Source organism: Halopenitus malekzadehii (assembly GCF_900108505.1).
GTDB classification, from domain to species: domain Archaea; phylum Halobacteriota; class Halobacteria; order Halobacteriales; family Haloferacaceae; genus Halopenitus; species Halopenitus malekzadehii.
This window is the reverse complement of sequence record NZ_FNWU01000010.1, coordinates 1-24,780: the sequence shown is the minus strand read 5'-3', so window position 1 is coordinate 24,780 and position 24,780 is coordinate 1. Positions and strand designations below refer to the sequence as shown.

Below are 24,780 nucleotides of genomic sequence, written 5' to 3'. Positions count from 1 at the left end.
GCGGATCGTTTCAGTGATGTCAGACCGTAACTGGGCTGAACCCGGCGTATCACGGCGAAAGTTCCTGGTCACCTCCGGCGGCGTGATGGGGGCGGCCGGGTTGGCCGGCTGCAGCGGAAGCACGGGGACGGACGGCGGCAACGGTGGCGGCAACGGGAACGGCGGCAACGGTGGGTCCGGCAATGGGAACGGCGGCAGCGGAAACGGCGGGAACGGCGACGACACCGAGACGGGGAGCGGGAGCGGCCCGGCGCTGCTCACCGCCGAGGGATCCTCGACGGTCTATCCCATCTCGAACACGGGCAGTTCCTACTGGAACGCGAACGCGCCGCCGAGCGACGGCGAGTACTGGGGGTCGAACGACGAAACGTCGGTCCCAGGCTGGGACGAGATCGAGACGGACATGTACCTCGCCGACTACTTCGCGAGCCAGTTCGGCTTCGAGCCGACCGGCCAGCGCTCGAACCCGCCGTACAACACGACGGTGAGCCTGAGCCACTCCGGAACGGGCTGTGAGGCGGTGCGGGACGAGCTGGTCGACATCGGCAACTCCTCGGGGCCGATCACGGCGGAACTCGGGCTCAGCGAGTCCGAGGCGGACGAGCAGTTCGTCGACCACGTCGTCGGCCGGGACGGCCAGCCCGTCGTCGTGAGCAGCGACGTCTACGAGAACGGCGTCCAGCAGCTCACCGGCGAGCAGATTCGTGGGATCTACCAGGACGAGATCACGAACTGGTCGGAGGTCGGCGGTCCCGATCAGGAGATCTACGCGATCGGTCGTGCCGAGGGGTCGGGAACGGACACGTCATTCCGGCTGAACATGCTCGGCAGCGCCGACGCGTCGATGTCCGGGGTCGACACCCGGTTCGGACAGAACCAGCAGGTCGCCGAGGCGGTCGCGAACAATGACGGCGCAATCGCGTATATGGCACTCGCGTTCACGAGCGACGCGGTCCAGCCGATCGCGATCAACTTCGAGGGGACAGTCTACGAACCCGACCGGGACGCTGAGAACACGATCTTCGACAGCGAGTATCCGCTCAACCGCGACCTCCACATGTACACGAAGGTCACCGATGCGACGCCGAGCGGGACCGACCGCCGCGAGGGCGCGTTCCTGAACATGTTCTTGACCGAGTTCGGCCAGACGGTCTTCGTCGAGGACAACAACTACATCCCGCTGCCGACCGCCGACATCGAGTCCGAGGCGGAGAAGCTGCCGGACCCGGCCTGACGAGCGAGAACTGACCCGTCGGGACACGTCGATCTTTAGCACTATCCATTCATTATGACACGAACGACCGATACACGAGACGATCCGGCGAGACGTGCGAGACGGTGGCGAAAGCGGATTCACGCGTTCCGGTCGGAGACATCAACCGCCGCGCTCGTCACCGTCGGCACGATGACGGTCGCGCTTGTGGCCTCGCTCGTCGGGTTCCTGCTGGCCTCGCCGTTTACGGCCCTCCCCGTCGCCCTGTTCCTCCTCGCCGCCGGCGTTGGCTGGGTACGGTATCAGGGATTGACCGCCCGGGTGTTGACCTTCGCGATGACGATCGCAACGGTACTCATTCTGCTGTTGATCACCGTTTACATCACCGTCGAGTCGATCCCCGTGATCCGCTACGAGACCACGACCGTGTTCGGCGTCCCGGTGCCGGGGCTGCGGCTGTTCACCGAGACGCGGTGGGACGCGGTCGCGGAGCCCATCCGGTACTCGATGGTGCCGATGATCCACGGGACCGTGATGGTGACGACGATCGCCACCGCGGTCGCCGCCCCGCTGGGCGTCGCCGCCGCGCTGTTCCTCTCGGAGATCGCGCCGGGAGCAGTCCGCGAGGTCGTCAAGCCGGGCGTCGAGATCCTCGCCGGCATCCCGTCGATCGTCTACGGGTTCATCGGCTTCACGATCCTGAGCCCCTGGGCAAGCGAACAGTTCCGGACCACCGGCCAGGGATCGTACCTCTTCGTGGGAATCGTGGTCGGACTGATGGCGCTCCCGACGGTGGTCTCGGTGGCCGAGGACGCGTTGAGCAGCGTCCCCGAGTCGATGAAGAGCGGCTCGCTGGCGATGGGGACGACCGACTGGCAGACGATGACGTCGATCACGATCCCGGCGGCCTTCTCGGGCGTCTCGGCGGCGGTCCTGCTCGGCGTCGGGCGGGCGATCGGGGAGACGATGGCGGCAACGGTGATGCTCCGGGGCGTCCCGCAACTGACCGAACCCCTGTACAACGTCTTCTACGGCCAGGAGACGCTCACCTCGCTGATCGCGAACAACTACGGGAACGCACACGGACTCCAGATGGACGCCCTCTTTCTAGCGGGCGTGATCCTGTTCATCACGGTCCTCGCCATCTCGATCGGCTCACAGTACATCGAGTGGCGGATGCACCGGAAGCTCGGGGGTGAGGTCTGATGGCGGGAGCAACGCGAACGCCCCTTGTACGCGCGGACGCCTCACGTCCCGAGGCGGTCGCCAGTCTGGCGATGGCGATCGCGGTCGGCCTGATCGCGGTCGGGATCGCCTCGCTGTTCGGCCTCGTTCCGATCGACGCCGCGATCGGCGGCGTCCCGACGGTGACCGCTCTCGGCGGCCTCCTCGTAGTGCTCGGCGCGGCAGTCATCGGTCTGGGCGTCGGATCGGCGCTCGGGTACATCGAGACGGAACCCAGCCCGAACGCCGGTCTCGTCGCGACCGTCGGGTTCGCGTTCGTCTGGTTCGTGCTCGGCGGGCTGACCGCCTCGCTGGTGCTCGAAGGGGGACTGGCGTGGCTTCCGGCGGGGGCGGTGACGGGTGGCGCCGCGTTCGCGATGACGGCGGCAACACGGGAGGACATCGGATCGACGCTCCCTGCCGGTGCGGTGGCTATCGTCGTCGGCGGAACGTTCCTGACCGGGACGATCGGCCCCGTGTGGGTGTGGGATCTCGGGTTCGAACAGCAGGCGTCCATGACCGCGACGTTCCTCGTCCCGGCGGCGACGATCGCTTGCGGACTGCTCGCCGGCTGGGCCGCCGCGACGGCCTATGGCGGCTTCGGCGCCCGCGGGCGGCGGATGGGCGCGTACCTGCTCATCTACGTGAACGCGAGCGCCATCATCGGCGTGCTGTTCCTGTTGATCGCCTTCACCGCCGTTCGCGGCATCCCGGGCCTGCTGACCGGCGCGACGGTCGGCTCCGGCGTCGGGCCGACGGTGTCGGTCCTCGGCGTCTCGGTCACGCTCCCGGTCGCGGTCCCGTTCGTGATGAACGGCGTCTCGCTGCTGAACGACTTCCAGGGTGTTCTCCCGGCGATCGTCGGCACGGTCTGGCTCGTCGTCGGCGCGGTCGTGCTCGCGGTTCCGCTGGGCGTCGGCGCCGCGGTGTTCCTCACCGAGTACGCCGAACGCGGGCGGCTGACGCAGGCGGTCGAGGTGGCGACCAACGGGCTCTGGAGCACCCCGAGCATCGTCTTCGGCCTGTTCGGGTTCACCTTCCTCGTTCCCCGGTTCGGCGGGAACAAGTCGCTGCTTGCGGGAATGGTGACGCTCGGATTCATGCTGCTTCCGCTCGTGCTCATCACGAGCCGGGAGGCGCTGTTGGCGGTGCCGGACGAGTATCGGGACGCCAGCGCGGCGCTCGGCGTCTCGAAGTGGCAGACGATCCGGAGCGTGGTCGTTCCGGCCGCGCTTCCGGGAGTCGTCACGGGGACGATCCTCGGCGTCGGCCGGATCGCCGGCGAGACCGCGCCCATTCTGTTGACGATGACCGGCGGCACCTTCGTATCCGGTGACCGGGCGGCCGACGTCATCGGCGGCTTCGCGTTCACCAGCCAGCCCCCGTTCGTCACGAACCCCGAGTTGCTGCAGGCGACCACGGCGTTACCCTTCCAGCTGTACGCGCTCATCACCGCCGGCGTCGGGCTCGGCGACAACGTCTCGAACCCGGTCGAGTTCCAGTGGGCGACGGCGTTCGTGCTGTTGCTCGTCGTGTTGTCGTTCTACGCGGTCGGCATCGGCGCACGATACTACTTCCGGAGGCGACTTCGACATGAGTGAAACCACACCGACGACGAAGACGGACCGACCCGCGAAAACGGACCAGTCGACGGAGGCGGACCAACCGACGGAGGCGGACCAACCCGCGAATGAACCGGACGTGACGACGGCCGCCGACGCCACGAACGGCGACGGCGCGACCCACACCACGGCCGGCGAGACCGACGAGCAGGTGCGCGAGGAGTGGCGTGAGTACGACTTCGAGGGGATGGCGAAGTTCGCAGTCGAGGACCTCGACGTCCATTACGGCGACGACCACGCGCTGCAGGGCGTCTCGATCGAGATCCCCGAAAACAGCGTCACCGCGCTCATCGGGCCCTCGGGCTGTGGAAAGTCGACGTTCCTTCGGAGCCTCAATCGGATGAACGATCGGATCAAGAGCGCCCGCGTCGACGGCTCGGTCCGGATCGACGGGCAGGAGATCTACCAGGACGGGGTAAACCTCGTCGAGCTGCGAAAGCGGGTCGGGATGGTGTTTCAGTCGCCGAACCCGTTTCCCAAGTCGATCCGCGAGAACATCGCGTACGGCCCGGAGAAACACGGCGACATCGAGACCGGTCCCCTGGCACGGCTGCTCGGACGCAGCGACGCGGCTGCCCGCGACCGGCTGGTCGAGGAGTGTCTCCGGGACGCCGCCCTCTGGGAGGAGGTCAACGACCGCCTCGACGACAACGCGCTCGGGCTCTCGGGCGGCCAGCAGCAGCGGCTCTGTATCGCGCGCTGCCTCTCGGTCGATCCGGAGGTCATCCTGATGGACGAGCCCGCCTCCGCGCTCGACCCGATCGCCACCGCGAAGATCGAGGACCTCATCGAGCAGCTCAGCGAGGAGTACACCGTGGTCATCGTCACGCACAACATGCAGCAGGCGGCACGCATCTCGGACCAGACCGCCGTCTTCCTCACCGGCGGCGAGCTCGTCGAGTACGGAGACACCGACCAGGTGTTCGAGGACCCACACAGCGAGCGCGTCGAGGACTACATCACGGGCAAGTTCGGGTGATCGAATGCCACGGGAACGCTACCAGGACGCCCTCGAGACGCTCCGTTCCGACGTCCTCGAGATGGGCGAACAGGTTGATACGCAGCTCGAGACGGCCCTCGAGGGGCTCTCGAACGGCGCGGAGTCGCCGGCACAGTCGGTCATCGAGGGGGATGCCGCGATCAACGAGCGGTATCTGGCGCTCGAGACCGACTGCGTCGACCTGTTCGCGCTCCAGCAGCCGGTCGCCGGCGACCTCCGGTTCGTCACGGCCTCGTTCAAGATCATCACCGACCTCGAACGGATCGGCGACCTCGCAGTCAACCTGGCACGGTATGCACGCACGAGGGATCGCTCTCTCGATCCCGACGTCGCCATCGACACGATCGGCGAGGAAGCGCGGTCGCTTCTTGCTCGCAGCCTCACCGCCTACGGCGACGAGGACGCGGCGGCGTGTCGGCGCATCGCCGCCGACGACGACGGGATCGACGCGCTGTGTCAGCGAGCCAGCGAGAGCGTGACACGGGACCTGATCGAACGACGCGTCGAGGACGACCCGTGGGCGGTCGAGCGCCTGCTCGATGACGTTTCGAGCGTCCTATTGACGATCCGCGATCTCGAACGGGCCGCCGATCACGCCGTGAACATCGCCGCACGAACGCTGTACATGGTCGACGGCGACCCCGAACTGATCTACTGAGAGAAATGCACACCAACACGGTGGAAACGCGCAAGGTACAGACGGTCGGAAACGGAACGTACACCGTCTCCCTGCCGAAGGAGTGGGCCGAGGCGGAGGACGTCACGGCCGGGGATACGGTAACCCTCCATCGCCACACCGACGGCATCCTGGCGATCCAGGCACGGAACCGAAACGGCGTCCACGGCCGGAACGACGACGCCGACACGCGATCCGAGGTGAACGTCCGAAACGGATCCAGCGTTCGAACGACTGCGCTCGATCCGCCGTCCCTCGAGGGCACGCTCCGGGCGGCCTATGCGGCCGGCATACGGACGGTGGAGATCGCCCACGAGGAGCCGCTCGACGCCGAGCACCGACACGCCGTCGAGTCGGTGTGCAGGAGCCGGATCGGGACGTCGACGGCGAAGACGGACGTCCCCGGGACCGCCGTGCGAATGCTGCTCGATCCCGAGGAGGTCTCGGTCACCCAGTCGGTCCGTCAGCTCGCGTTTATCGTCGAGGCGACACAACGGGCCGCGATCGAGTCGGTCGCGGCGGCAACCCAACGGGCGGCCGTCGCGGAACGCGCGGAACACGCCGAGCGGCTCTCGGCGATGATCGATCGGACGGTGGCACTCGGGATGGCCGATCTCGAGGCGGCCGACGCGATCGGCGCGTCGCGGTCGGCACTGTTCGAGTCGTGGACGGCGATGCGCGAGCTGGCGCGCGTCCGCGAGGCCGCCGCCGACGTCGCCGAGGCCGGATCGCGAATGGACGACCCGCCGGCCGAACCGCGGCTCGACGAGCTCCGGGAGATCGCCGCGACGGTCCGGTCGGGCGTGTCCGACGGGACTTCGGTCATCGTCGGCGATACCGGCGACGAGACGGCACGGCAAGTGCTCGAGGACGCGGAGCAAGTCCGTGAGCGCATCGATGCGTTCGATCGCCGGCTGGCAACCGCCGAGGATCCCACGCCGGAGCTGCGGGCAGTGCTGTCCCGACTCCGGCGCACCGCCGAACGCGGCGGGGCCATCGCGGAGTTGGGTCTCCGACGTCCGATCCGGCAAGCGGGCGAAACGACGGGCCGGACGGCGGAGGCGCCCGGATCCGCGTCGCAGTAGCCCCGCCACTCAATACCGGTCCGAGGCAAGGGCCGTCGGGCACTCCGACAGGCGCTCGACGACCGAGTCACGAACGACGACGAGGTCCCGCAGCCGGATCGCACCGTGGTCGGGATCGCGAACGCTCGCCTCGACCGCCAGCACGGTTCCTGGCCGAAGCGACGCGCTCGAGTCGGGAGCGGGCTGTTCCCGGCGGGCGAGCCCGACGCCGTAGCCACCGGCGTGGGTGGTGCCGGTGGTCCGGTCCGTGAGGGTCGGATCGAACCCGTAGGCGCCGATCTCGGCGGCGACCTCCTCACGCAGCAGCGATACCGGGTCGCCGGGATCGACGGTCTCGATCCCGGCCGCGAGCGCGGACTCGACCGCGAGATGGGCGCGTCGTTCCCAGCCGCCGTCCCCGTCGACGACGACCGTTCGCGTCAGGGTCCCGTGATAGCCCGCCGGGCCGCGCGGCGCGAGCGAGACGACGATCGGCTCGCCGGCTCGAAGGGCGTCATCGTCGGTCGACGGCGACCGAACGGCCGTGTTCCCGGCAGGATCGACGCCGGCGCGAGCCAGCGCCGAGTTCGCCTCCCGTCGGAGCCGGTCGGCCGACAGGGAATCACCCTGCCACCGAAGCGATCGCGAGGCGTCGGCGACATCGCACGCGGCCAGGATGGCGAACACCGCACGCATCGCCGTCACGGCGGCGGACTGGGTCGCCTGCAGACGGTCGATCTCGACGGGGGATTTGACCACACGCGCGTCCCGAACCGCGGCCGTCGAGCTGACGTCGTGGCCGGCGCGCGCGAGGTAGACCGCGGCGTCGTGCGGAACGGCTCGGGGGACGACCACGTCGGCGTTCGAGCCGACGAGCGACGTGATCGTGGCGGCCGCGCGCTCGCCGACCGGGGCCCCGTCGTCGGCGTCGATCGGCCGCACGCCGCGATCGATGCCAGCGGCCTTCGAGGTCTCGTGAAATCGGGTTGTGGGCGCCGTGAACTGCTCCGAGCAGGGATCGGCCGGGGGACACACCACCGCCTCGGTCGCGGTCACGACGACCGCGGCCCGCGCCTCGAACGATCCGAGTCGGGCGAGATACTGCAGATCCGCGTCGAAGCGGTCGCCGACGACGACGAGCGCGTCCGCGTTCGCGGCCGCGAGCGCGTCGACGACACGGGTAACGGACTGGCTCACGAGGCGCTCGCGGACCCCGGTGTCCGGTCGAGCCATCGCGGCTGGATCCGGCCCGACGGTCACGGCTCCGGTTCGGGAGCGGCCAGTTCGGCCTGAACCTCCTCGACCAGCTCGGCGGGCGGCTCATCGCGCAGCTCATTGAACAGCAGGACGCTCACGGGGAGCGTCGGCGCGCCGGTGATGAGGTTCTCGAGGATCACGAGCCGCTCGCGGGCCCGGGACATCCCGACGTAGAAGACGCGGCGCTCGTTGTCGGTGAGCACCGGCACCGGACTGGTAGATTTGGTGAACTCTTCGACGCCGTCGACGTCGGTCGGATCATCCACGGAGGCGGCGAGCTGTTCAACCACCTTCTCGGTAAGGTCCGTCGAGACGAAGACGTGGTCGGCCTCGCGGCCCTTCGCGGAGTGGATTGTGCCGATCCGGACGCGACTCGGGTCGACGTCCTGGTAGTCGCCGTCGAAGTAGGCCTCCACCGAGTTGCGCTGGAAGCTCGTCACCTTCCGGACCATATCGCTGGCGCTCGCCCGGTCGGGCATAAACGGCGCGTACTCGTCGATCACGTCGGAATCGACCTTGATATCGGTGATATCGTCGGTGTCAGCCGTCTCCTCGCGATCGTCGAGGTAGTCGTAGAAGTCGTCGCGCTCGTTCGTCCCGAACGTCGACTCCTGAAGCATATCCGCAAGCCGGCGGGCCTCGAGACCGGTAACGGGCTCGCCGTCGTTGTACTTCTCGATCGCCCGGACGTAGTCGGTGAGCCGATCCGTCCACATCCGACCGTCCGTGAGCAGCTTGAACGGGATGCCGTGGTCGATGAACTCGTCGATAAAGTCGAACATCTGGTAGCGCGCCCGGAACAGACACATCACGCTGCCGTCGTCGTCGTCGATCGTGTACCGGACGTTGCGGACGAGCTCGAGCATCGAGGGGCTCTCGATGGCCTCGACGTCCCCGCCCTCCTTGCGCGGCCGGAGATCCTTCTCCTGGCGCTTGTCGATGTGGCGAATCTCCGCGTTGACGACGTTGAGGATCCGGGAGGGCAGCCGGTAGGAGTTGGGGAGCACGACGTCCTCGTCGACGTCGGTATCGAGCAGGAGGTCGGGATCGGCACCCTGCCAGGCGTAGACGACCTGGTCGTCGTCGCCGGCGATGAGCGCCTTCTCCACGTGGGGGAGCCACTCCTCGAAGACGTCGTACTGCAGGGTCGTGATGTCCTGAAACTCGTCGATCACGAGGTAGTCGACGTTCGGAACGAGCGAACGCTGGGCGACGCGCTCGAGCATATCCGCGAAGCCGACGAGCTCGTGCTCACCCTTGTAGGCCCGCCAGGCACGGATCGTCTCGGGGACGTCGATCCGGTCGTCGTCCGCGGACCACGTCGGCGTGTACTTGTTCCCCTCCTGGGCGTTCGGGTCGGTCTCGGGCGGCAGGCGAACCTCCTCGACGTCCCACTGGAAGGGCACGTCGTACCAGTCGGCGACGTCGCGTTTCGTCCGCTGGAGCCACTGGGAGGTCGCGATGATCTTGTTGCCGATCGTCGTCGATCGCGCGGTTCGGCGGTTGGCGCCACCGTACTCGTCCTCGAACTCGATCCCGAACTCCTCACAGAAGTCGGATTTGTCGTCCTCGCCGACCACGTCGCCGCGCGAGAGGTTGAGCAGCTCGTAGGCCTTCGCGTGCATCGTGCAGACGTTCCCCTGCAGCGAGCGCGGGGAGATGTCGAGTCGCTCGGCGAGACGATCGCGGACCTCCGCGGCGGCCGCACGGGTGTACGAGACCACGAGCACGTCGCGAACGTCGACGTCGTCGTCCTGGAGGAGGTCGTCGACGCGGTCGAGCAACGCGGTCGTCTTCCCGCTGCCCGGACCACCGAACAGACGGGTCACGGTCGGGTCGGCTTCGGTCATTGTACCCCTACAGGGGTCCCGGCCGGATAAACGACGTGGGTTCGGCCAGCTGCGTCGAATCGCGGCGTTCGGGGCCATCACCGTCGCAGATCGTGGTCCCTATCGCCACGGTTCCGGTGACCCGCTCCCGCGTCGGATCGGCGACCGTGTTCCCGGACCCCACACACGCCGACGGACCGTAACCATCTTAAGTATCTCCCGGTTACTGGAAGATGAGTCCTGGTAGGGTAGTGGACTATCCTCTTGGCTTGCGGAGCCAGGGACCGGAGTTCAAATCTCCGTCAGGACGTTCACTTCGTTCGTTTCACTCACTCCGTTCACGTCCTGACTAGCTCCACGCTCGCTTCGCTCGCGTGGAACTCCGTCAGGACGTTCACTTCTGATACGATGATCTTTGACCACGAGGTCACTGAAGAGGTGTGAAGTACCTCGTGGTCAAGTGGTTCGAGAGGCGGAGTCTCTCGTCATCAGCCATCACTTCTGGCGGATGGTCTGCGACCACGAGGCCACCGAGGAGTTGTGGAACCCCGGACGCTCACTTCTGACACGATGATCACGTGTCGCTGCGGACGGGCGTCGGTCCATCGGTGTTCTCCGGATAGTACGGTTCCGTGATCGAGGCGATCTCCTCAACCGTGGGAACGGCGCCAGGATCGACTCGCTCCACCGCGAACGGTTCGAGCTGATACACCTGTTCGCCGATGAGGCGGGCGTCGTCGTCGTAGGGCCAGAACATCGCCTGGCGGCAGGTTCGCTTATACATCGCGTCGGGATCGATTCCCTCGACGTCGTTCCGGTAATACGGCTTGCCGAGCCCGTCGGCGATGAGATCGTCGCCGGACAGAAACTCGACGTACGTCGCCAAGTCGGCGATCCCCCACTCGTTGACGAACAACTGGTGGCCGTCCTCGTCGGAGAGCAGGAAGACGTCCTCCTCGCCGGCCTCGTAGAACGCCTTCACCTCCTCGGTGCCATCGAGTACGATCGGCGCTTCCGTACCGAGACGCATCACGTACTGCGGATCGTCGACGATCATCTCGGGATCGAAGATGGCTTTCCAGTCGCCGCTCACTTCGAGGGCGGCGTGGTGGAGGTAGTTCCACAGCATCGCCCGTCGGTGCGGATCACGCTCCTCCTGTGCTGCCCGTTCGATGTCGCTGATGTGGCCGAGGTGGCCGTCCGGGTAGTGGGTCATATGAGAACTATTGCCACCAACCGGAATAAATATACCCGGGGGATCCGGTGACGTCCGCACGGATTGTCGAGCGAAGGACGTTCGCCGACCTAGAAGCCACCGGCCGCCATCACGAACAGCGCGACGGCGATGATCGCAAAGAGCACGCCGACGCCCTCCTTGATGAGACTCGTGTCCAGCGTCGCTGAGATGTACGGCGCGATCTGGCCGCCGGTGACCGTCGCCGGGACCGTCCAGACGACCATATTCCACGGAGTTGACGCGAGGCTCATACTGTGGCCGCCGGGGACGTACTGGCCGCCGAAGACGTGGACCAGTGACGCCAGCACCGCGGTCAGCGCGACGACGATGTGGTTGGTGCCGATGGCGACTCTCACCGGCACCTCGGTCCGAAGCATCGAGATGATGCCCAGTTCGCCGATCCCGAAGCCAGCGAGTCCGTAAACTACCCCACCCTACTCGCTCACGGCTTCGCCGTTCGCTTCGTTGAGGGTGTCGTCAGAAGCGGAGCTTCTGACTGCTAACCAGAACCTTCAGTTCTGGTGATGGGGCTTTCGCGTGGACTCCCGCTCTGGCCGGAATTTTCGGCAGGAGATTCATATTCTCCGTTCGCGTTCAGCGTCCCGCGATTCAAGCGCACGCCTACGGGTGCGCCTCCGCCGTCCCCAGTTTGGTTACGGCGGAGATACCGCAGTCCGACGTTTTTCGCCGCGTTGTAGTCAGCGTGGTTCTCGTAGCCACATTTCAGGCACGCGAACACCTCGCCGTCGCGGTTGTCCGGATGCGTAAACCCACAGTGTGAGCAACGGCGTGACGTATTCTCCGGGTCCACCTGCTCCACGTCGATGCCGTTGGGTTCGGCCTTGTATTCGACGTACTCGTACAACCGCTCAAAGGCCCACTTGTGTCCCCACGAAGCACCCGAGAGGCGGTCGCGGATGCCGGTCAACTCCTCGAAGGCGATGACCGTACAACCGTTTTCGGCGGCTTCTTCGATGATGCCGTTCGCAATCCGGTGGAGCATCAGTTTGAACCGCCCCGTCTCTTTGCGCCCGACCGACTGGATGTTCTCGTGGGCGTGACGTGACCCACACTGCTGGAAGGATGCACGGCGTTTCTCGTACTCGCGCCGCCAGTGGTCGAACTCGCGACCGCTCCAGAACGTGCCCGTCGAAGTGACCGCGAGTTGGTTCACGCCGAGGTCAACGCCGAGGACTGTCCTGTGCCCGGTCGTCGCCTGTTCCGGCGTGTCGGACTCCACCACCGCCTTTGTGCGAAGATGGAGGAACCACTCGCCGTCCCTGTTGTGGAGTTCCGCTCCCGTCACCACGTAGTCGTCGTTGTCGAGATACCGGCTGTGAGGTGTGTCGCGGTCCTCGTCTGGCAGAACGTACACGACTTCGATACGTCCATCTACGGTCGCCAGCGACACGTACTCGTCGTGGAACGTGGCGCACCGCTTGTCGTACACCACGGTCGGCTTCGAGAAATGTGGTTTGCCAGCGTACTCGCCCTGTTTCCAGCGAGCGACGACGCCCTGAACGGCGTCGGCGGCCTTGTTGCGGGCGTTCTGGACGAGATTGGCGTGCAACCGTGTCCGGTCGCGGACCTCGTCGTAGGTTTCCTCCTGCAACTGTGCCTTGCTGGTCGTCTTGTATTCGCCCTGCCAAGCGTGGTCCACGACGTAGTTGGCGGCCCACAGAAACTCATCAACTGTTTCGCGGAGAAGTGCGGCGTCGTCGCTGTCCACGTCGAGTTTGACCGGGACAGTGCGCCGCACCTCCATACGTCAGATGTGTGGCTGGTGGTTTATTAGCGTTGGGGAGAAAAGGCGGCCACAGTCCGTGGTCTGCGTAGGAATTGTCGGCTTCCTCTCCGGCCTACTCGTTCGCCTCGCTCACTCCTTGCGGCCGGAGGCTCCGCCTCGAAACCGCGGCTGAATGAACGCGAGCGCGGAACTGGAGAGGCCGAACGACTCGCTGATGAGCCCGACCTTCACGAGCGTCTCGGGCGTGAGTGTCTCACCGGCGATGAGCGGGAACAGGAAGATGAGGAACGGGACGAAGAGTGCGGATCCGCTGATACCGACCGTATTGACGATGGTAGCGCCGACGAGGAAGGCGAAGAAGAGCCACCAGTACTCCAGCCAGTAGCTCAGTCCCGACGCTTCCGTCGGAGCCACGAAATACACGCCCACCACGAACAGCAGCGGGGCGAGGAACACAAACACGTGCTGATACTTGAGGAAGGTCTTCTGGACAGTATCTGACGGCGAGGACGTGCTCATTGCGAGTTAGCGCTACGGTCAGGAATTCTGACATAAATGCGTTTTCTTTCATAGTATGTGTCTCGATGATTCGTGTAGAATTCCAAGATACCGTGTGTCCTGATGTAACAAATCCGGACCTGTATTCAGCATACACGTTGTGTCAATTTATAACACATTCAACGGAGCACACCATCGACTCGCGGCGACTGGAACGGTCGATCAGCGAACTCGGGCACGGTGAGGGAGCCACGTTGGTCGAGTATCCGCCGTGCTGCGGTCCGGAGACGTCGTCGTGATTCGTCGGCGGAGAACGTGCTCGGCGAGGACCGCATTTATAAGCGACCGAGCTAACCCGAGAGATATGCGGAGACGGATCTCACGCCGCGCCCTCCTCGGAACCCTCGGCTCGATCGCGCTCGGCGGCTGTCTATCCGGCGGCGACCGAGCGACGCCGACGCCCGCGCCGGATACGGACGGTGACGGCGTTCCGGATCACGGCGACGACTACCCGACCGACGACCGACGAGCAGTCCGAACGTTCCGGTCCACGGGAGCGCCGACGCTGCAGCCGGGCGAGTTCACGGCGATCGCGATCACGAACGCGCCGACTGCGCGCGGAGACGTCCTCCACTACGAGGTGACCGTCGCCGGATCGACGCCGGTCGACTGTCTCGTCCTCGAGCGGGACGCCTACGACGCGTACATCGAGGGCGCCCGCGACGTGCGGATCGTGAACGAATATAGCCGGATCGGGGTCCGTGAGGCCGAGATGACCGTCGAGCTCGACCGGGGCGAGTACCTGTTCGTCCTCGACCATACCGCGTTGAAGACGGATCCAGGATCGAATCCGGTCACCGTGGAGCACGTCGTCGAGATCGCCGAACCAGCGCCCACGACGAAAGCGGAGCCGAAGTGATCGGCATCGATCGATGTGGCCGTACCCTTCGTTTCGTTGCGCGTTTCACTTCCGCTTTCGGGGTCGCTTTTAAAGGGTGACGGGGAGAATCGGTACGTATGAGCCAGTCGACGTTCGACGACGACGACCTGTTCGGCGAAGCAGCCGCCGAAACGCGCGCGGAGGTCGAGAGCCACCTGGAGGCGGCACGCGCCGAACTTCCCGACCCCGACTCGATCTGGGAGACGGAGGCTGAGAACGTTCTGGGCGTACTCAACGGCCTCAAATCGGCCCTTGACGCCGGCGAGGCGACCGACCATCTCCGACAGGCGAAGAAGGCCTACGTGCTCGGCGAGCGCGCGGACGCCTTCGAGGACGCCGAGGACCTCGAGGCGGCGATCGACGACCTGGCCGACCAGATCACCGACCTCGAGGACGCCGCCGAGGACGTCGGCGACCTCACCGGCACGGTCCCCGCCATCCGCGACGCGCTCCAGGACGCGGCAGCGAACGAGGCAGCCGAGACGGACACGGACGCGGATATGGACGCCGAGGAGGCGGACGCGGCCGAGGCCGAAGAAGCCGAGGAGTAGCGCTCCACGGTCGCTCGGACTGTACGTCGGACGAGCGTCGATCAGGCAACGCCGGTCAGGCGATATCGATCAGTCGACGTCGAGGTCGCGGTCGGCGACCGCCGCCGCGAGCTCCACGAGCGACTTGCTCGCGAGCTCGAGCAGACGCTCACCGCGCTCGCGGTCACCCTCCCGCGGATCGCCGACGACGCCGTTAGCCGTGAACGCGTCGGAATCGTGCTCCAGGTTGACGCCGGCGACCCACTTGCCCCAGCGGTCGGCCGCGTCGGCGGCTGCCGCCGCGATCCGGTCCTCGCGAACGAGGTCCGGGTGGGTCGCCCGGAGGAGCGCCGTCTCGAGGGGACCGCCGTGGCCCATATCGCCGGCGTGCTCGCCGACCGCCGCGAACCAGGTGAACGCGACCGCGTAGCCGCCGTGGTCCGGATCGCGGGAGAACCGGCGGGCAACCTCCGCGAGGGCGTCGACGTTGCCACCGTGACCGTTCACGAACACGACGCGGCCGATCCCGTGGTGGACCAGCGAGGCGGCCGTCTCGCGGACGTACGCGCGGAAGGTGTCCGGGGACACCCACAGCGTCCCGTCGAAGCCACGGTGCTCCTCGGCGATCCCGACCGGGATCGTCGGCGCCACGAGGAGGTCGCCGGAGCGAGACTCCGCCGTGGCGTATCGATCCGCCGTCTCGGTCGCGACGGCGGCGGCCGTGAGCGCATCGGTTCCAAGCGGCGCGTGGGGGCCGTGCTGTTCGGTGCTGCCGACCGGAACGAGCGCCGCGTCGATCGTCGCGTCGCGGACGTCGGTCCAGGTCGAATCCGAGAGGTGCATATCAGCATCCAGGGGGTCCGGGGTCTTTATTCAACACATTTCCGAGAATACGAACACCAAACGGGGCGGTATAGAACAGTTAGAATGCGTATATCGCTCCTTGGGAGCCGATCAAGACAGAGTATGTGAGTACCAACCGAAGATACTTGGTCGACCTTGAGTTATCCCGAAAAGTGGAACAAAACCTGTTCACGTATCTGAAAGGGGTCGGGTTGGTTCTTGCTCTGTTTTTTGCCCTCTATCCAGCCATTCTCATCGTTCAATTACTAACGAACACAGTTACGGAATCCATTGTCCAAATAACGGTTCTGTTAGTCCTGTCCGTTATCGCGTGGGTCTGGATAATTCGTCTCTATCGGGCGTATCGCTCCGTTGGATTGACGATGAAAGCCTCTGAATAGCGAGGAGTCACAGACTGCATCCCGGAACCGTCAGTCGTCGTTGCCGGCCTCCGCATCGGTCTCGGTCGCGGACGTCCCGTCGGCCGCGGCCGCCTCGTCGGCGTCGATCGCCGCGGTTCGCTCGGTGGCGCGTTCGATGAACTCCTGCGGGAGGTCGTCGATCTCGCCGGCCTGGACGCCCCAGAGGTTCGCGTAGAGCCCGTCGGTCTCGAGCAGCTCCTCGTGGGTTCCGCGCTCGACGATCTCGCCACCCTCCAACACGAGGATCGTGTCGGCGTCCTTGATCGTCGAGAGCCGGTGGGCGATCGCGAAGGTGGTGCGGTCGGTCGTCAGCCGGTCCAGCGAGCGCTGGATCAGCATCTCCGTCTCGGTGTCGACGTCCGAGGTGGCCTCGTCGAGGACGAGGATCTCCGGGTCCGCAAGGACGGCGCGGGCGATCGTGAGCCGCTGGCGCTGGCCGCCCGAGAGTTTCACGCCGCGCTCGCCGACCATCGTGTCGTAGCCATCCGGCAGGTTCTCGATGAACGAGTGCGCCTCGGCGGCCTTCGCGGCCTCGACGACCGCCTCGTCGCTGGCGTCGAAGGTGCCGTAGGTGATGTTCTCGCGAACCGTCCCGTAAAAGAGGTACGAGGACTGGCCGACGTAGCCGATCGACCGCCGGAGCGACGGGAGCGTGACGTCCCGAACGTCCTGGCCGTCGATCCGGATGGCACCCTCGTCGACGTCGTACATCCGGAGCAGGAGCTTGAGTACGGTCGACTTCCCGGCGCCGGTCGGACCCACGAGCGCGAGCGTCTCGCCGCCCGCAACCGTGAAGTCGACGTCCGAGACGGTCGGCTCCGCGTCGTATCCGAAGGTGACGTCGTCGTACTCGACGCGGCCCTCCTCGACGACGAGCTCGTCGGCGTCGGGGTTCTCGCCGAGCCGGGAGGGCTCGTCCATCAGCCCGAAGACGCGGGCGGCGGAGGCGCGGGCGCGCTGGTACATATTGATGATCTGTCCGAACTGCGCCATCGGCCAGATGAACCGCTGCGTGTAGAGGATGAAGACGACGAACATCCCCGGCGAGAGGTCGCCCGAGAAGGGGCCCGGCGGCCCCTGAAAGACCCACAGGCCGCCGACGATGAAGGTGATCACGAAGCCGATCCCGGCGATCAGTCGGAGTGCCGGGAAGAAGGTGATCCGCGTCTCGATGGCGTCCCAGTTGGCGTCGAAGTACTCGCCGGAGACGTCGTCGACGCGGTCGGACTCGTAGCCCTCGGTCGTCGCCGACTTGATCACCTGGATGCCGCCGAGGTTGTTCTCGAGCCGGGAGTTCAGCTTCCCGACCGTCGACCGCACGGCGGCGTACTTCGGCTGGATCGTCCGCACGAACAGATAGGTGAAGCCGGCGATGATCGGGACCGGCGCGAGCGCGACGACTGCCAGCTGCGGGTTGATCCACAGGAGGATTCCGCCGATCCCGAGCACCATCACCGCCAGCCGGAACAGCGAGTTCATTCCGTCGTTGAGGAAGCGCTCGAGGCGGTTGACGTCGTTCGAGAGCACTGACAGCATCTCGCCGGTCTGTTTGTCGGCGAAGAAGGTCATGTTCAGCCGCTGCATCCGGTCGTAGGTGTCGGTCCGGACGTCGTGTTGCACGTGCTGGGCGAAGGCGTTGAATCCCCGATTGCGGAGCCAGTGGAACCCGGCCCCGAAGAGGAACGCGCCGGCCACAACCGCGACGATGAACCGGAACTGCGCGAACTGCTCGGCCGGGAGCCACGCCTCCGGCAGGAGGACGAGCGGGATCTGCTCGGCGAAAGCCGGCACCTCGCCCGCCTCACGCTGAGCGGGCGTGACGAAGATGACGTCGACGGCGATCCCGAGCATCAGCGGCGGCAGCAGGTCGGCGAGCCGCGCGACCACGCTCGCGAGGATCCCCACGATCGCGTGCCGGCGGTAGGTCCAGCCGTACTCTCGAAAGAGCCGCTTCATCGGATTTTCGACCGCTTCCCGCTGGTCCTCGAAGGGATCGTCGTCCTCCCACTCCGGGGCGCTCATTCGGATCCCCCTACCGGCGTCCCGGCAAAGAGGCTTCGCTTCGGAGAGTTACAGCGAGTCGCGCCGGACAGTCACAGCGAGTCGCGCCGGGCGGTCACAGCGAGTCGTCGATCACGACGCGGTCGCCGACCTCGATCCCGCGCTCCTCAAGGTAGCCGTACCGGACCTCGAGGACGTACTGGCCGTGACCGTCGTACCCCGTGTAGGGTTCCGACTCGGGCTCGGCCGAGTAGGCCGTCGTGATCGTCCCGTCGGCGTCGATAAAGACGATGTCGATGGCGAAGGACATGTTCCGCATCACGTAGGTCCGGTTGCCGGGATCGTCGTAGGTGAACAGCATCCCCTCGTTCGGATCGAGTGACTCGGTTTCGGAGAGCCCGGTGTAGCGCTTATCGAACGTGTCGGCGATCCGGACGTCGACGGTCGCCAGACGATCGCCGGTTTGCGCGTCCTCGATCTCGACCGTGGTTCGGTCGTAGTCATCATCAGGCTGCCAGAGATCGACGACGAGGAGTCCGAGTGCGGCGGCGACGAGGACCAGGACGATGGCGATGAGGCGGCGGTTCACGGGTGGGGTTCGTGGCGCGGAAAGAAACCGTTTTCCGCTCCGGGAGCGATCGAAACAATACGGGCTTGTGGTCTAGCTGGTTATGACGCGGCCTTTACAAGGCTGAGGTCGGCGGTTCGAACCCGCCCGAGCCCACTATCGGCGCCGCGAACAACTCGTGAGCGGCGCCGCTGTGCCTGTTCGAGGGCGGGGTTCGAAGCAGGGAGCGGGAGGTGAGCGAGCGGAGCGAGCGAAGTGAGGTTCGTTACCCAGGGAGAGTCGTCGTCGACGTCAACTCTCTCATCGGAACCAGGCTCAACGGATAGAGTTCCAGGAGACACTCGATATAGCCCGTCTCACGACAACTTCTGTCGCTCGATCTGAACCGCTTCCTCCGAAATCGTCACTAACCACGTCGATGGTTGATTCTCCCGAGTGGATTTGCTGATCTCCGCAGTCGGACCGGTAACGAGTAACGGCGTCTCGTAGCCTGCTATCGACCCACGGCTCCCGACGTGCATATGCCCCGAGACGATCAGGTCCAGCCACTCATCAGCTCGGTCGAGGAAGTCCCTGAGATCGAGGTGATTTGGATCGTTTCGATGGATCGGCGACCCGGTCTCGTCGACCGCCGGATAGGGCGTATCATGAAGGACGAGGATCGATGTTGAGGGATCCCCGCCGGCAACGGCCTCCGGTAGTGAACCCGAGAACTCTCCAGCTCCGTAATCGAGCCCCGATATGTGGACGGAATCCCGCCCGAGAGTCATCGTTTTCCCCCCGAGATGAATCCCGGGTCCTTGACGTAACGTCTCGTTTCCAGCCTCGTTGTCGTGGTTCCCGTGGATGAAGTACAACGGTATCCCCACGTCGTGGATCCACTGGATCTCTTTGCGAACGTGGTCTTTGTCCACCTGAGTTATCCTGTGGTCGAACACATCGCCGGCGTGCACCACTGCGTCGACGTCGAGAGCGCGAGCACGGGCAAGGCTCCGAGTAAACGTGCGTCGATTGTCTACCGCGTGGGCCCATCCCGGCTTCGTGCTGCTCGCCCGATGACGATATCCGACGTGCGTATCGCCGACGACGAGCACTTGGCACGTGTCCGGTTCGGGAACACGTTTGACAGTGAAATCGGCGTTACTGTGGATACGTAACTCGGGACCGGACGCGTCGATGTACCGCTTGGCTCGTCCACCCCAGATCTCGTAGGTTGAGTCGGGACGCCAGTCGGTCGTAACATCGTGCGTTTCCCAGAGTACGACTTGTAACTCCTCCCCGTCGGCGTCGGTAGCGATGAGTTCTACGTCGCGAGGTGGCTCCGGGTCGGTATCGATGGTACGGACAGTAACCGCTACCGGCCCTTTTACACCCTGATTGTGTCGAAGACCAGCACTCGTCGTCACGATTGATTGCAAGTCGGATATTGTTTTAGATGTATTGATCAAATCGACGTGAGAAGCGGCCGTTACTAGATGTCTGTTTTGTAATATGCATCGTCATTGTACGTGGGATGCACCTACTACACCGTATGATATGCAGGTGAACGACCCCACCCTACTCGCTCACCGCTGACGCGGTTCGCTCCTTGAGGGTGGGGCTTCCTGTTTCTACGACGCGCTTTGCAGATACAGGCGTATCCACAGGGAGCGCAGTCTCCACAGGCGTTGACGAGAGCGCAGCTCTCGTTAACGCTACTCAGTCGCTTCGCTCTCTGCGTTGTCGTCCGAAAATCTTCGATTTTCGTGATCACGAGAGAGCGAAGCTCTCTCGAACGACTCCTTGAGGAAGGGGACTTAGCGCCTAATTCCAGTTAATCCGCCGATAGTTGTATCTGTACTCGCTACAAGTATTTCGGACAGATATGTCTGGCAGTGCTATGGTCTATCACCGTCTCTATGAGGTGATGGACGATTCGGCTATGTCACTGGCCGAAAAACAACAACGGGCCCTCGCAATCGGCCGGGAGTTCTTAGGGGTTGAACATAGCCACATCCAACGCCGCGACGGCAATTCCACCACGGACACCGTCGTCGCCAGCGACGGAGACAACCCGGAGCTCACCGATGGTGTCACACTTGATCGCGAAACGACTTATTGTCGGCGCGTCATCGATTCTGATGGCCCCGTCGCACTCACTGACGCCCCCAACCAGGGCTGGGACGATGATCCAGCCTTCCAGCAACACGGACTCTACTGCTACCTCGGAACGACGATCTTCGTCCACGGCGACGTGTACGGCACAGTCTGTTTCTCCTCCCGAAATCCCCGAGAAACGGCTTTTGCCAGCGAGGAAAAGGCCGCCGTCGAACTCCTCGCAAGACTTCTCGGGCGAGAAATCGAAACGTCCCACCACGAACAGCGTATCACAGAAGCACAACAGGCCCAGCAACGAGTTGAAAACAAATACGAGGCACTCCTCCAGCAGGCACCTGACGCAGTGTTCCTCGCCGACACGGACACGGCCATTATCTCCGAGGCCAACGAGAAGGCAGCCGGACTGACCGGCTACGCACAATCCCAACTGGAGGGAATGTCGGTCCTTGACCTACATCCGCCAACCGAGCGTGACCGGTACGCGCAACTGTTCGACACGGAGTCGGTCGGTGAATCGGAGCTGTCCGGCGACCCGCGTGATCGGTTTGCGGATGGGATGCCACTATCCCTCAGATGCGCTGACGGAAGCGATCTCCCCATCGAGATGAGTATGGGTGTGATCCGTATCGACGGCCAAGAATTCATACAGGGCATCGTGCGGGATATTTCGGCCCGGCGCGAACGTGAAACGGAACTGGAGCGAACCAAGGAGTTCCTCCAGCAAACCCAAGAAGCAGCCAATATCGGCGGCTGGGAATACGATCTCCGCTCGAAAACGCTCCGGTGGTCAGACGAGGTCTATCGCATCCACGGCGTTCCGCTCACTCATAACCCCGATATCTCGGACGGACTCGATTTTTATCATCCGGAAGACCGCCCAATCGTCGAAGAAGCGTTTGAGAAGCTAACGACCGGCGGGGAGCCCTATGATCTGGAACTCCGGCTCGTGACCGACGACGACACGGTTCGATGGGTGCGGGTGATCGGACGCCCCCAGTATGCCGATGACGAACAAGAAATCGTGGCCGTACGGGGCGTTTTCCAGGATGTCACCGAGCGCAAAGAACGCGAGCTCGACCTGCAGATGAAGAGTCAGGCCTTAGAAGAGTCAACCGTCGGCATCACGATCGCCGACGCAGACCAAGACGACCTTCCCATCGTCTATGCCAACGAGGGATTCACGAGAGTGACCGGGTACCCCACAGGGCGAGTGCTGGGAGACAACTGCCGGTTCCTCCAAGGCGAGGAAACTGACGAAGCCACTGTTACCGAGATTCGGGAGGCGATCGATTCGAATACGCCGATTCGGACGGAGATTCTCAACTACCGTGCCGACGGGACACCGTTCTGGAACCAGCTGACGATCGCGCCAGTCACAGGTGTCGACGGTGAGACTGTGTCACACTTTGTCGGGATTCAGGAGGATGTCACAGCAAAAAAACGGAGTGATCGGCTGATTGAGGTGCTCAATCGCGTCCTGCGCCATAATCTTCGAAACGATATGAATGCGGTTCAGGGATTCGCCGACGAAATCGCACAGCGAACCGAGGGCGATCCCGCCGCGATGGCACGACGGATTCGCGATATTGCGACCGATCTCACAGACCTGAGTGAAAAAGCCCAAGACTTCCAGACGGCAGGAAATAACGCCGAACCGCTCGCTCCACGTGATATTCTGGCGGATGTCAAGGAGGTCGTGAGCGAGTTGCGAACAGAGTTCCCCGAGACCGAGTTCAGCATCGAGACGGATCCCTGCGAGGACGTGATGGCAACAGAACGTCTGCGATTGGCGCTTCGGGAGCTTGGGGCGAATGCCGCACAGTACGGTGGGTCCGCGGGCGTAACATACACGGTAGAGATGACTGAGGATGGTGAAGTGGCCGTTCGCGTGCAGGATGGCGGTTCAGGACTCCCCGAGATGGAACGACGGGTACTGGAAGCTGGCCGCGAGACGCCGCTGGAACACGGGTCGGGGTTGGGGCTGTGGCTGGTCAACTGGATCGTCACGGGACTCGGTGGGGAGGTGACCACCACCGTCGATGACGGGACGACGGTCACGGTGCGACTGTCGCCGACGACAGATGAAGCGGTTCCGGAGCACCGAGACGCGGCACTCAGCACTCGGAGCGAATGAACAGTCACATCATAGATCAAGCGGAGATCTGGGAACGAGCGGACGGGTATTTCGAGATCGACGACGAGCTGTCGGACATCCCGTGAGACGACCGGCGTCTCTGTCTCGACGCACACGACGTCGCGGAGACGACGGACCACCTGATGGAGTCAGCCACCACCACTCCGACCGATCTGGTTGACGACGGGTATCGGGAACTGATCCTCTCCGACACGTCGCTCGTGGATGTGGTGTCGCTCGCCACTCGTTCATAGAGGGCTGTCCGCCGAAGATTGGAGACAGACCGCCGCTCGATTCCGACGAGGGGAAGTCTCTTTGATGCGACGAGCCGAAAGGGGGTGTGAAAGAGACGAACCACAGTTGGTACTTCGTCGAACGGCCAACCGGTGAACCGGACGCGGACTGTTTCGAACTCAGAGAGGAGGCCGTCCCGGAGCCCGCCGACGGTGAGCTGCTCGTCCGTGTCGAGTACCTCTCCGTTGACCCGTATATGCGCGGCCGGATGCGGGACAGCGAATCGTACGCGGAGCCGTGGGACGTCGGCGACGTCCTGAAAGGAGGCGTCGTCGGCGAAGTCGTCGAGAGCACCAGCGAGCAGTACGACGACGGCGACCTCGTGACCGGGGAGGGAACGTGGGCTGAGTACAGCGTCCTCGATGCGGATGACGTCGCCCCAGTCGATCCCACGATCGCTGATCCGCCGGCCTATCTGGGCGTGCTCGGGATGCCGGGTCGGACGGCGTACTTCGGGTTGCTCGACGTCGGCGACCCCACCCCCAGCGACACCGTCGTCGTGTCCGGAGCGGCGGGTGCGGTTGGATCGATCGTCGGGCAGATTGCGACGTTAAGCGGCTGCCGCGTCGTCGGATTCGCCGGGTCGGACGAGAAGACCGACTGGCTCACCGAGGATCTCGGGTTCGACGCCGCGATCAACTACAAAGAGACCGACGACTACGAAGCGGCGCTTGCGGAGGCTGCACCGGACGGCGTCGACGTCTATTACGACAACGTCGGCGGACCGATCACCGACGCCGTGTTCACGAACCTGAACCTCGACGCTCGGGTGGCCGTCTGCGGGCAGATCGCACACTACAACGACGAAAGCGTCCCGACGGGCCCGCGAAAGCTGCCGCTGCTCATCGCGACGCGTGCGAAAGTCGAAGGCCTTCTCGTCGCCGATTACGCCACCCGGTTCGGGGAAGCGAGCGAACGGCTCGCAACGTGGGTGGCAAGCGGCGAGATCGAACACCGTGAATCGGTCGTCGAGGGCTTGGAGAACGCACCGGATGCGTTCCTCGGACTGTTCTCCGGCGACAACATCGGGAAGCAAGTCGTCCACTTGACATCCTCCCCGCGCTAAACAGTGGTTGCCGAATCAAATCTCATTCTGTACCACCCAAGCCGTTGAGCTCGCAAATCTCCCGATCGTGGGAGATTTCGCTGTAACAGATCCAGTGGGAGAGCGAGGGAACGCCGCGCCAGCGGCGTTCCCGAGCGATGCCTCTCCGAAATGAGGCGTACTCACCGGTCATCCCGGTCAGATTCGAGTGTGAACTCAGCCGTCGTCTGTTGAGAGAACGAATCTCCGGAAGATCCGTGTTGAGATCAGCGGTGTCTCTGGAACTGTTTCAGCTGAAGCTAAGATGTTGGCTAACACCCACAGATTGTACAGCGACACCGCAAACAGAAAGTAGAACAGTCGCACCGAGAACGTCGTCGCCGACGTTCTCGGGAGAGAATCACCGAGCTGTCGATATGACGTTTCGATCCCCCAGCGGCGGCGGAACGCCGCCGCGTATGCTCTCGCTGTCGATCGGTCTACGTCTAAGCTCGTCACGAACCAGACGTGCTCGTCTTCGCTTGTGCGGTGCGGAACCG

At 64.5% G+C, this 24,780-nt stretch carries 18 protein-coding genes, 2 tRNA genes and 4 pseudogenes; 12 read left to right on the top strand and 12 right to left on the bottom strand.

From position 1 onward, the window contains the following. Nucleotides 1–16: 16 nt before the first annotated feature. The 6 genes from BLW38_RS12180 to BLW38_RS12155 all read left to right on the top strand — a co-directional run bounded on the left by BLW38_RS12180 (nt 17) and on the right by BLW38_RS12155 (nt 6,820). Nucleotides 17–1,234, top strand: coding sequence for a substrate-binding domain-containing protein (locus BLW38_RS12180; RefSeq protein ID WP_092817495.1), 1,218 nt, complete (start codon nt 17–19; stop codon nt 1,232–1,234). 54 nt (nt 1,235–1,288) lie between these two features. Next, nucleotides 1,289–2,419: a phosphate ABC transporter permease subunit PstC gene (pstC, locus tag BLW38_RS12175; RefSeq protein WP_092817494.1), complete on the top strand. Its 1,131-nt coding sequence runs from the start codon at nt 1,289–1,291 to the stop codon at nt 2,417–2,419. Continuing rightward, entirely contained in the window at nt 2,419–4,038 is a 1,620-nt protein-coding gene (pstA, locus tag BLW38_RS12170; protein ID WP_092817493.1) for a phosphate ABC transporter permease PstA, read from the top strand. The genes pstC and pstA overlap by 1 nt, the downstream gene beginning before the upstream one ends. Before the next feature lie 100 nt (nt 4,039–4,138). Continuing rightward, nucleotides 4,139–5,038 (top strand): phosphate ABC transporter ATP-binding protein PstB, encoded by a 900-nt coding sequence (pstB, locus tag BLW38_RS12165; RefSeq protein ID WP_394327083.1) that lies wholly within the window; start codon nt 4,139–4,141, stop codon nt 5,036–5,038. 4 nt (nt 5,039–5,042) lie between these two features. Next, the gene (phoU, locus tag BLW38_RS12160; protein ID WP_092817491.1) at nt 5,043–5,717 is read left to right on the top strand and encodes a phosphate signaling complex protein PhoU; all 675 of its coding nucleotides are present in this window, start codon (nt 5,043–5,045) and stop codon (nt 5,715–5,717) included. A 20-nt stretch (nt 5,718–5,737) separates the two neighbouring features. Next, nucleotides 5,738–6,820: an AbrB/MazE/SpoVT family DNA-binding domain-containing protein gene (locus BLW38_RS12155; RefSeq protein ID WP_092817525.1), complete on the top strand. Its 1,083-nt coding sequence runs from the start codon at nt 5,738–5,740 to the stop codon at nt 6,818–6,820. A 9-nt stretch (nt 6,821–6,829) separates the two neighbouring features. On the opposite strand, the gene BLW38_RS12150 is transcribed toward BLW38_RS12155, so the two are convergent. Both BLW38_RS12150 and BLW38_RS12145 read right to left on the bottom strand, forming a co-directional pair. Continuing rightward, nucleotides 6,830–8,032: a M24 family metallopeptidase gene (locus tag BLW38_RS12150; RefSeq protein ID WP_143040874.1), complete on the bottom strand. Its 1,203-nt coding sequence runs from the start codon at nt 8,030–8,032 to the stop codon at nt 6,830–6,832. Nucleotides 8,033–8,055: 23 nt separating this feature from the next. After that, nucleotides 8,056–9,906 carry a UvrD-helicase domain-containing protein gene (locus BLW38_RS12145; protein WP_092817489.1) on the bottom strand — a complete coding sequence of 617 codons (1,851 nt, stop codon included), beginning with the start codon at nt 9,904–9,906 and terminating at the stop codon, nt 8,056–8,058. A gap of 216 nt (nt 9,907–10,122) precedes the next feature. Between BLW38_RS12145 and BLW38_RS12140 the strand changes: the two genes are divergently transcribed. Continuing rightward, a tRNA-Arg gene (locus tag BLW38_RS12140) sits at nt 10,123–10,195 on the top strand. Between the two features lie 264 nt (nt 10,196–10,459). Here the strand turns inward: BLW38_RS12140 and BLW38_RS12135 are convergent. The 4 genes and pseudogenes from BLW38_RS12135 to BLW38_RS12120 all read right to left on the bottom strand — a co-directional run. Continuing rightward, entirely contained in the window at nt 10,460–11,101 is a 642-nt protein-coding gene (locus BLW38_RS12135) for a hypothetical protein (RefSeq protein WP_092817488.1), read from the bottom strand. Between the two features lie 89 nt (nt 11,102–11,190). Continuing rightward, nucleotides 11,191–11,556 (bottom strand): annotated as a pseudogene (locus BLW38_RS12130) (TSUP family transporter); the annotation flags it as partial. Nucleotides 11,557–11,621: 65 nt separating this feature from the next. Continuing rightward, the gene (locus BLW38_RS12125; protein WP_092817487.1) at nt 11,622–12,887 is read right to left on the bottom strand and encodes an RNA-guided endonuclease InsQ/TnpB family protein; all 1,266 of its coding nucleotides are present in this window, start codon (nt 12,885–12,887) and stop codon (nt 11,622–11,624) included. A 150-nt stretch (nt 12,888–13,037) separates the two neighbouring features. Further along, nucleotides 13,038–13,388: pseudogene (locus BLW38_RS12120) on the bottom strand (sulfite exporter TauE/SafE family protein); the annotation flags it as partial. Nucleotides 13,389–13,731: 343 nt separating this feature from the next. On the opposite strand from BLW38_RS12120, the gene BLW38_RS12115 reads away from it, so the two are divergent. Further along, nucleotides 13,732–14,286: a hypothetical protein gene (locus BLW38_RS12115; RefSeq protein WP_092817486.1), complete on the top strand. Its 555-nt coding sequence runs from the start codon at nt 13,732–13,734 to the stop codon at nt 14,284–14,286. Nucleotides 14,287–14,384: 98 nt separating this feature from the next. Beyond that, nucleotides 14,385–14,858 (top strand): DUF5790 family protein, encoded by a 474-nt coding sequence (locus tag BLW38_RS12110; protein WP_092817485.1) that lies wholly within the window; start codon nt 14,385–14,387, stop codon nt 14,856–14,858. Nucleotides 14,859–14,927: 69 nt separating this feature from the next. Here BLW38_RS12110 and BLW38_RS12105 read toward each other — a convergent pair whose 3' ends face one another. From BLW38_RS12105 to BLW38_RS12090, 3 genes are all read right to left on the bottom strand, one after another. After that, entirely contained in the window at nt 14,928–15,680 is a 753-nt protein-coding gene (locus BLW38_RS12105; protein WP_092817484.1) for a creatininase family protein, read from the bottom strand. A 431-nt stretch (nt 15,681–16,111) separates the two neighbouring features. Next, nucleotides 16,112–18,124: an ABC transporter ATP-binding protein gene (locus tag BLW38_RS12095; RefSeq protein ID WP_092817482.1), complete on the bottom strand. Its 2,013-nt coding sequence runs from the start codon at nt 18,122–18,124 to the stop codon at nt 16,112–16,114. 94 nt (nt 18,125–18,218) lie between these two features. Next, nucleotides 18,219–18,692, bottom strand: a complete 474-nt coding sequence (locus BLW38_RS12090) for a DUF192 domain-containing protein (RefSeq protein WP_092817481.1) — start codon at nt 18,690–18,692, stop codon at nt 18,219–18,221. Between the two features lie 61 nt (nt 18,693–18,753). Between BLW38_RS12090 and BLW38_RS12085 the strand changes: the two genes are divergently transcribed. Continuing rightward, nucleotides 18,754–18,827, top strand: a tRNA-Val gene (locus BLW38_RS12085). 200 nt (nt 18,828–19,027) lie between these two features. Here BLW38_RS12085 and BLW38_RS12080 read toward each other — a convergent pair. Beyond that, a complete protein-coding gene (locus tag BLW38_RS12080) occupies nt 19,028–20,077 on the bottom strand; it encodes a metallophosphoesterase family protein (RefSeq protein WP_245710202.1) in 1,050 nt (349 codons plus the stop codon). A gap of 151 nt (nt 20,078–20,228) precedes the next feature. Further along, nucleotides 20,229–20,339, bottom strand: a pseudogene (locus tag BLW38_RS15930) (RNA-guided endonuclease TnpB family protein); the annotation flags it as partial. A gap of 253 nt (nt 20,340–20,592) precedes the next feature. On the opposite strand from BLW38_RS15930, the gene BLW38_RS12075 reads away from it, so the two are divergent. Both BLW38_RS12075 and BLW38_RS12070 read left to right on the top strand, forming a co-directional pair. Beyond that, the gene (locus BLW38_RS12075; protein WP_177167496.1) at nt 20,593–22,902 is read left to right on the top strand and encodes a PAS domain S-box protein; all 2,310 of its coding nucleotides are present in this window, start codon (nt 20,593–20,595) and stop codon (nt 22,900–22,902) included. A gap of 340 nt (nt 22,903–23,242) precedes the next feature. After that, on the top strand, nt 23,243–24,262 hold the full coding sequence (locus BLW38_RS12070; protein ID WP_092817479.1) for an NADP-dependent oxidoreductase: 1,020 nt from the start codon (nt 23,243–23,245) through the stop codon (nt 24,260–24,262). 195 nt (nt 24,263–24,457) lie between these two features. Here BLW38_RS12070 and BLW38_RS12065 read toward each other — a convergent pair. After that, nucleotides 24,458–24,780 (bottom strand): annotated as a pseudogene (locus BLW38_RS12065) (transposase); the annotation flags it as partial.

What these genes read in the sequence shown, in the direction of transcription:
- BLW38_RS12145 (WP_092817489.1), bottom strand. Translation starts at nt 9,906, where the DNA reads ATGACCGAAGCCGACCCGACCGTGACCCGTCTGTTCGGTGGTCCGGGC.
- phoU (WP_092817491.1), top strand. Translation starts at nt 5,043, where the DNA reads ATGCCACGGGAACGCTACCAGGACGCCCTCGAGACGCTCCGTTCCGAC.
- BLW38_RS12095 (WP_092817482.1), bottom strand. Translation starts at nt 18,124, where the DNA reads ATGAGCGCCCCGGAGTGGGAGGACGACGATCCCTTCGAGGACCAGCGG.
- BLW38_RS12115 (WP_092817486.1), top strand. Translation starts at nt 13,732, where the DNA reads ATGCGGAGACGGATCTCACGCCGCGCCCTCCTCGGAACCCTCGGCTCG.
- BLW38_RS12125 (WP_092817487.1), bottom strand. Translation starts at nt 12,887, where the DNA reads ATGGAGGTGCGGCGCACTGTCCCGGTCAAACTCGACGTGGACAGCGAC.
- BLW38_RS12180 (WP_092817495.1), top strand. Translation starts at nt 17, where the DNA reads ATGTCAGACCGTAACTGGGCTGAACCCGGCGTATCACGGCGAAAGTTC.
- BLW38_RS12150 (WP_143040874.1), bottom strand. Translation starts at nt 8,032, where the DNA reads ATGGCTCGACCGGACACCGGGGTCCGCGAGCGCCTCGTGAGCCAGTCC.
- BLW38_RS12135 (WP_092817488.1), bottom strand. Translation starts at nt 11,101, where the DNA reads ATGACCCACTACCCGGACGGCCACCTCGGCCACATCAGCGACATCGAA.
- BLW38_RS12105 (WP_092817484.1), bottom strand. Translation starts at nt 15,680, where the DNA reads ATGCACCTCTCGGATTCGACCTGGACCGACGTCCGCGACGCGACGATC.
- BLW38_RS12110 (WP_092817485.1), top strand. Translation starts at nt 14,385, where the DNA reads ATGAGCCAGTCGACGTTCGACGACGACGACCTGTTCGGCGAAGCAGCC.
- BLW38_RS12075 (WP_177167496.1), top strand. Translation starts at nt 20,593, where the DNA reads ATGTCACTGGCCGAAAAACAACAACGGGCCCTCGCAATCGGCCGGGAG.
- pstA (WP_092817493.1), top strand. Translation starts at nt 2,419, where the DNA reads ATGGCGGGAGCAACGCGAACGCCCCTTGTACGCGCGGACGCCTCACGT.
- pstC (WP_092817494.1), top strand. Translation starts at nt 1,289, where the DNA reads ATGACACGAACGACCGATACACGAGACGATCCGGCGAGACGTGCGAGA.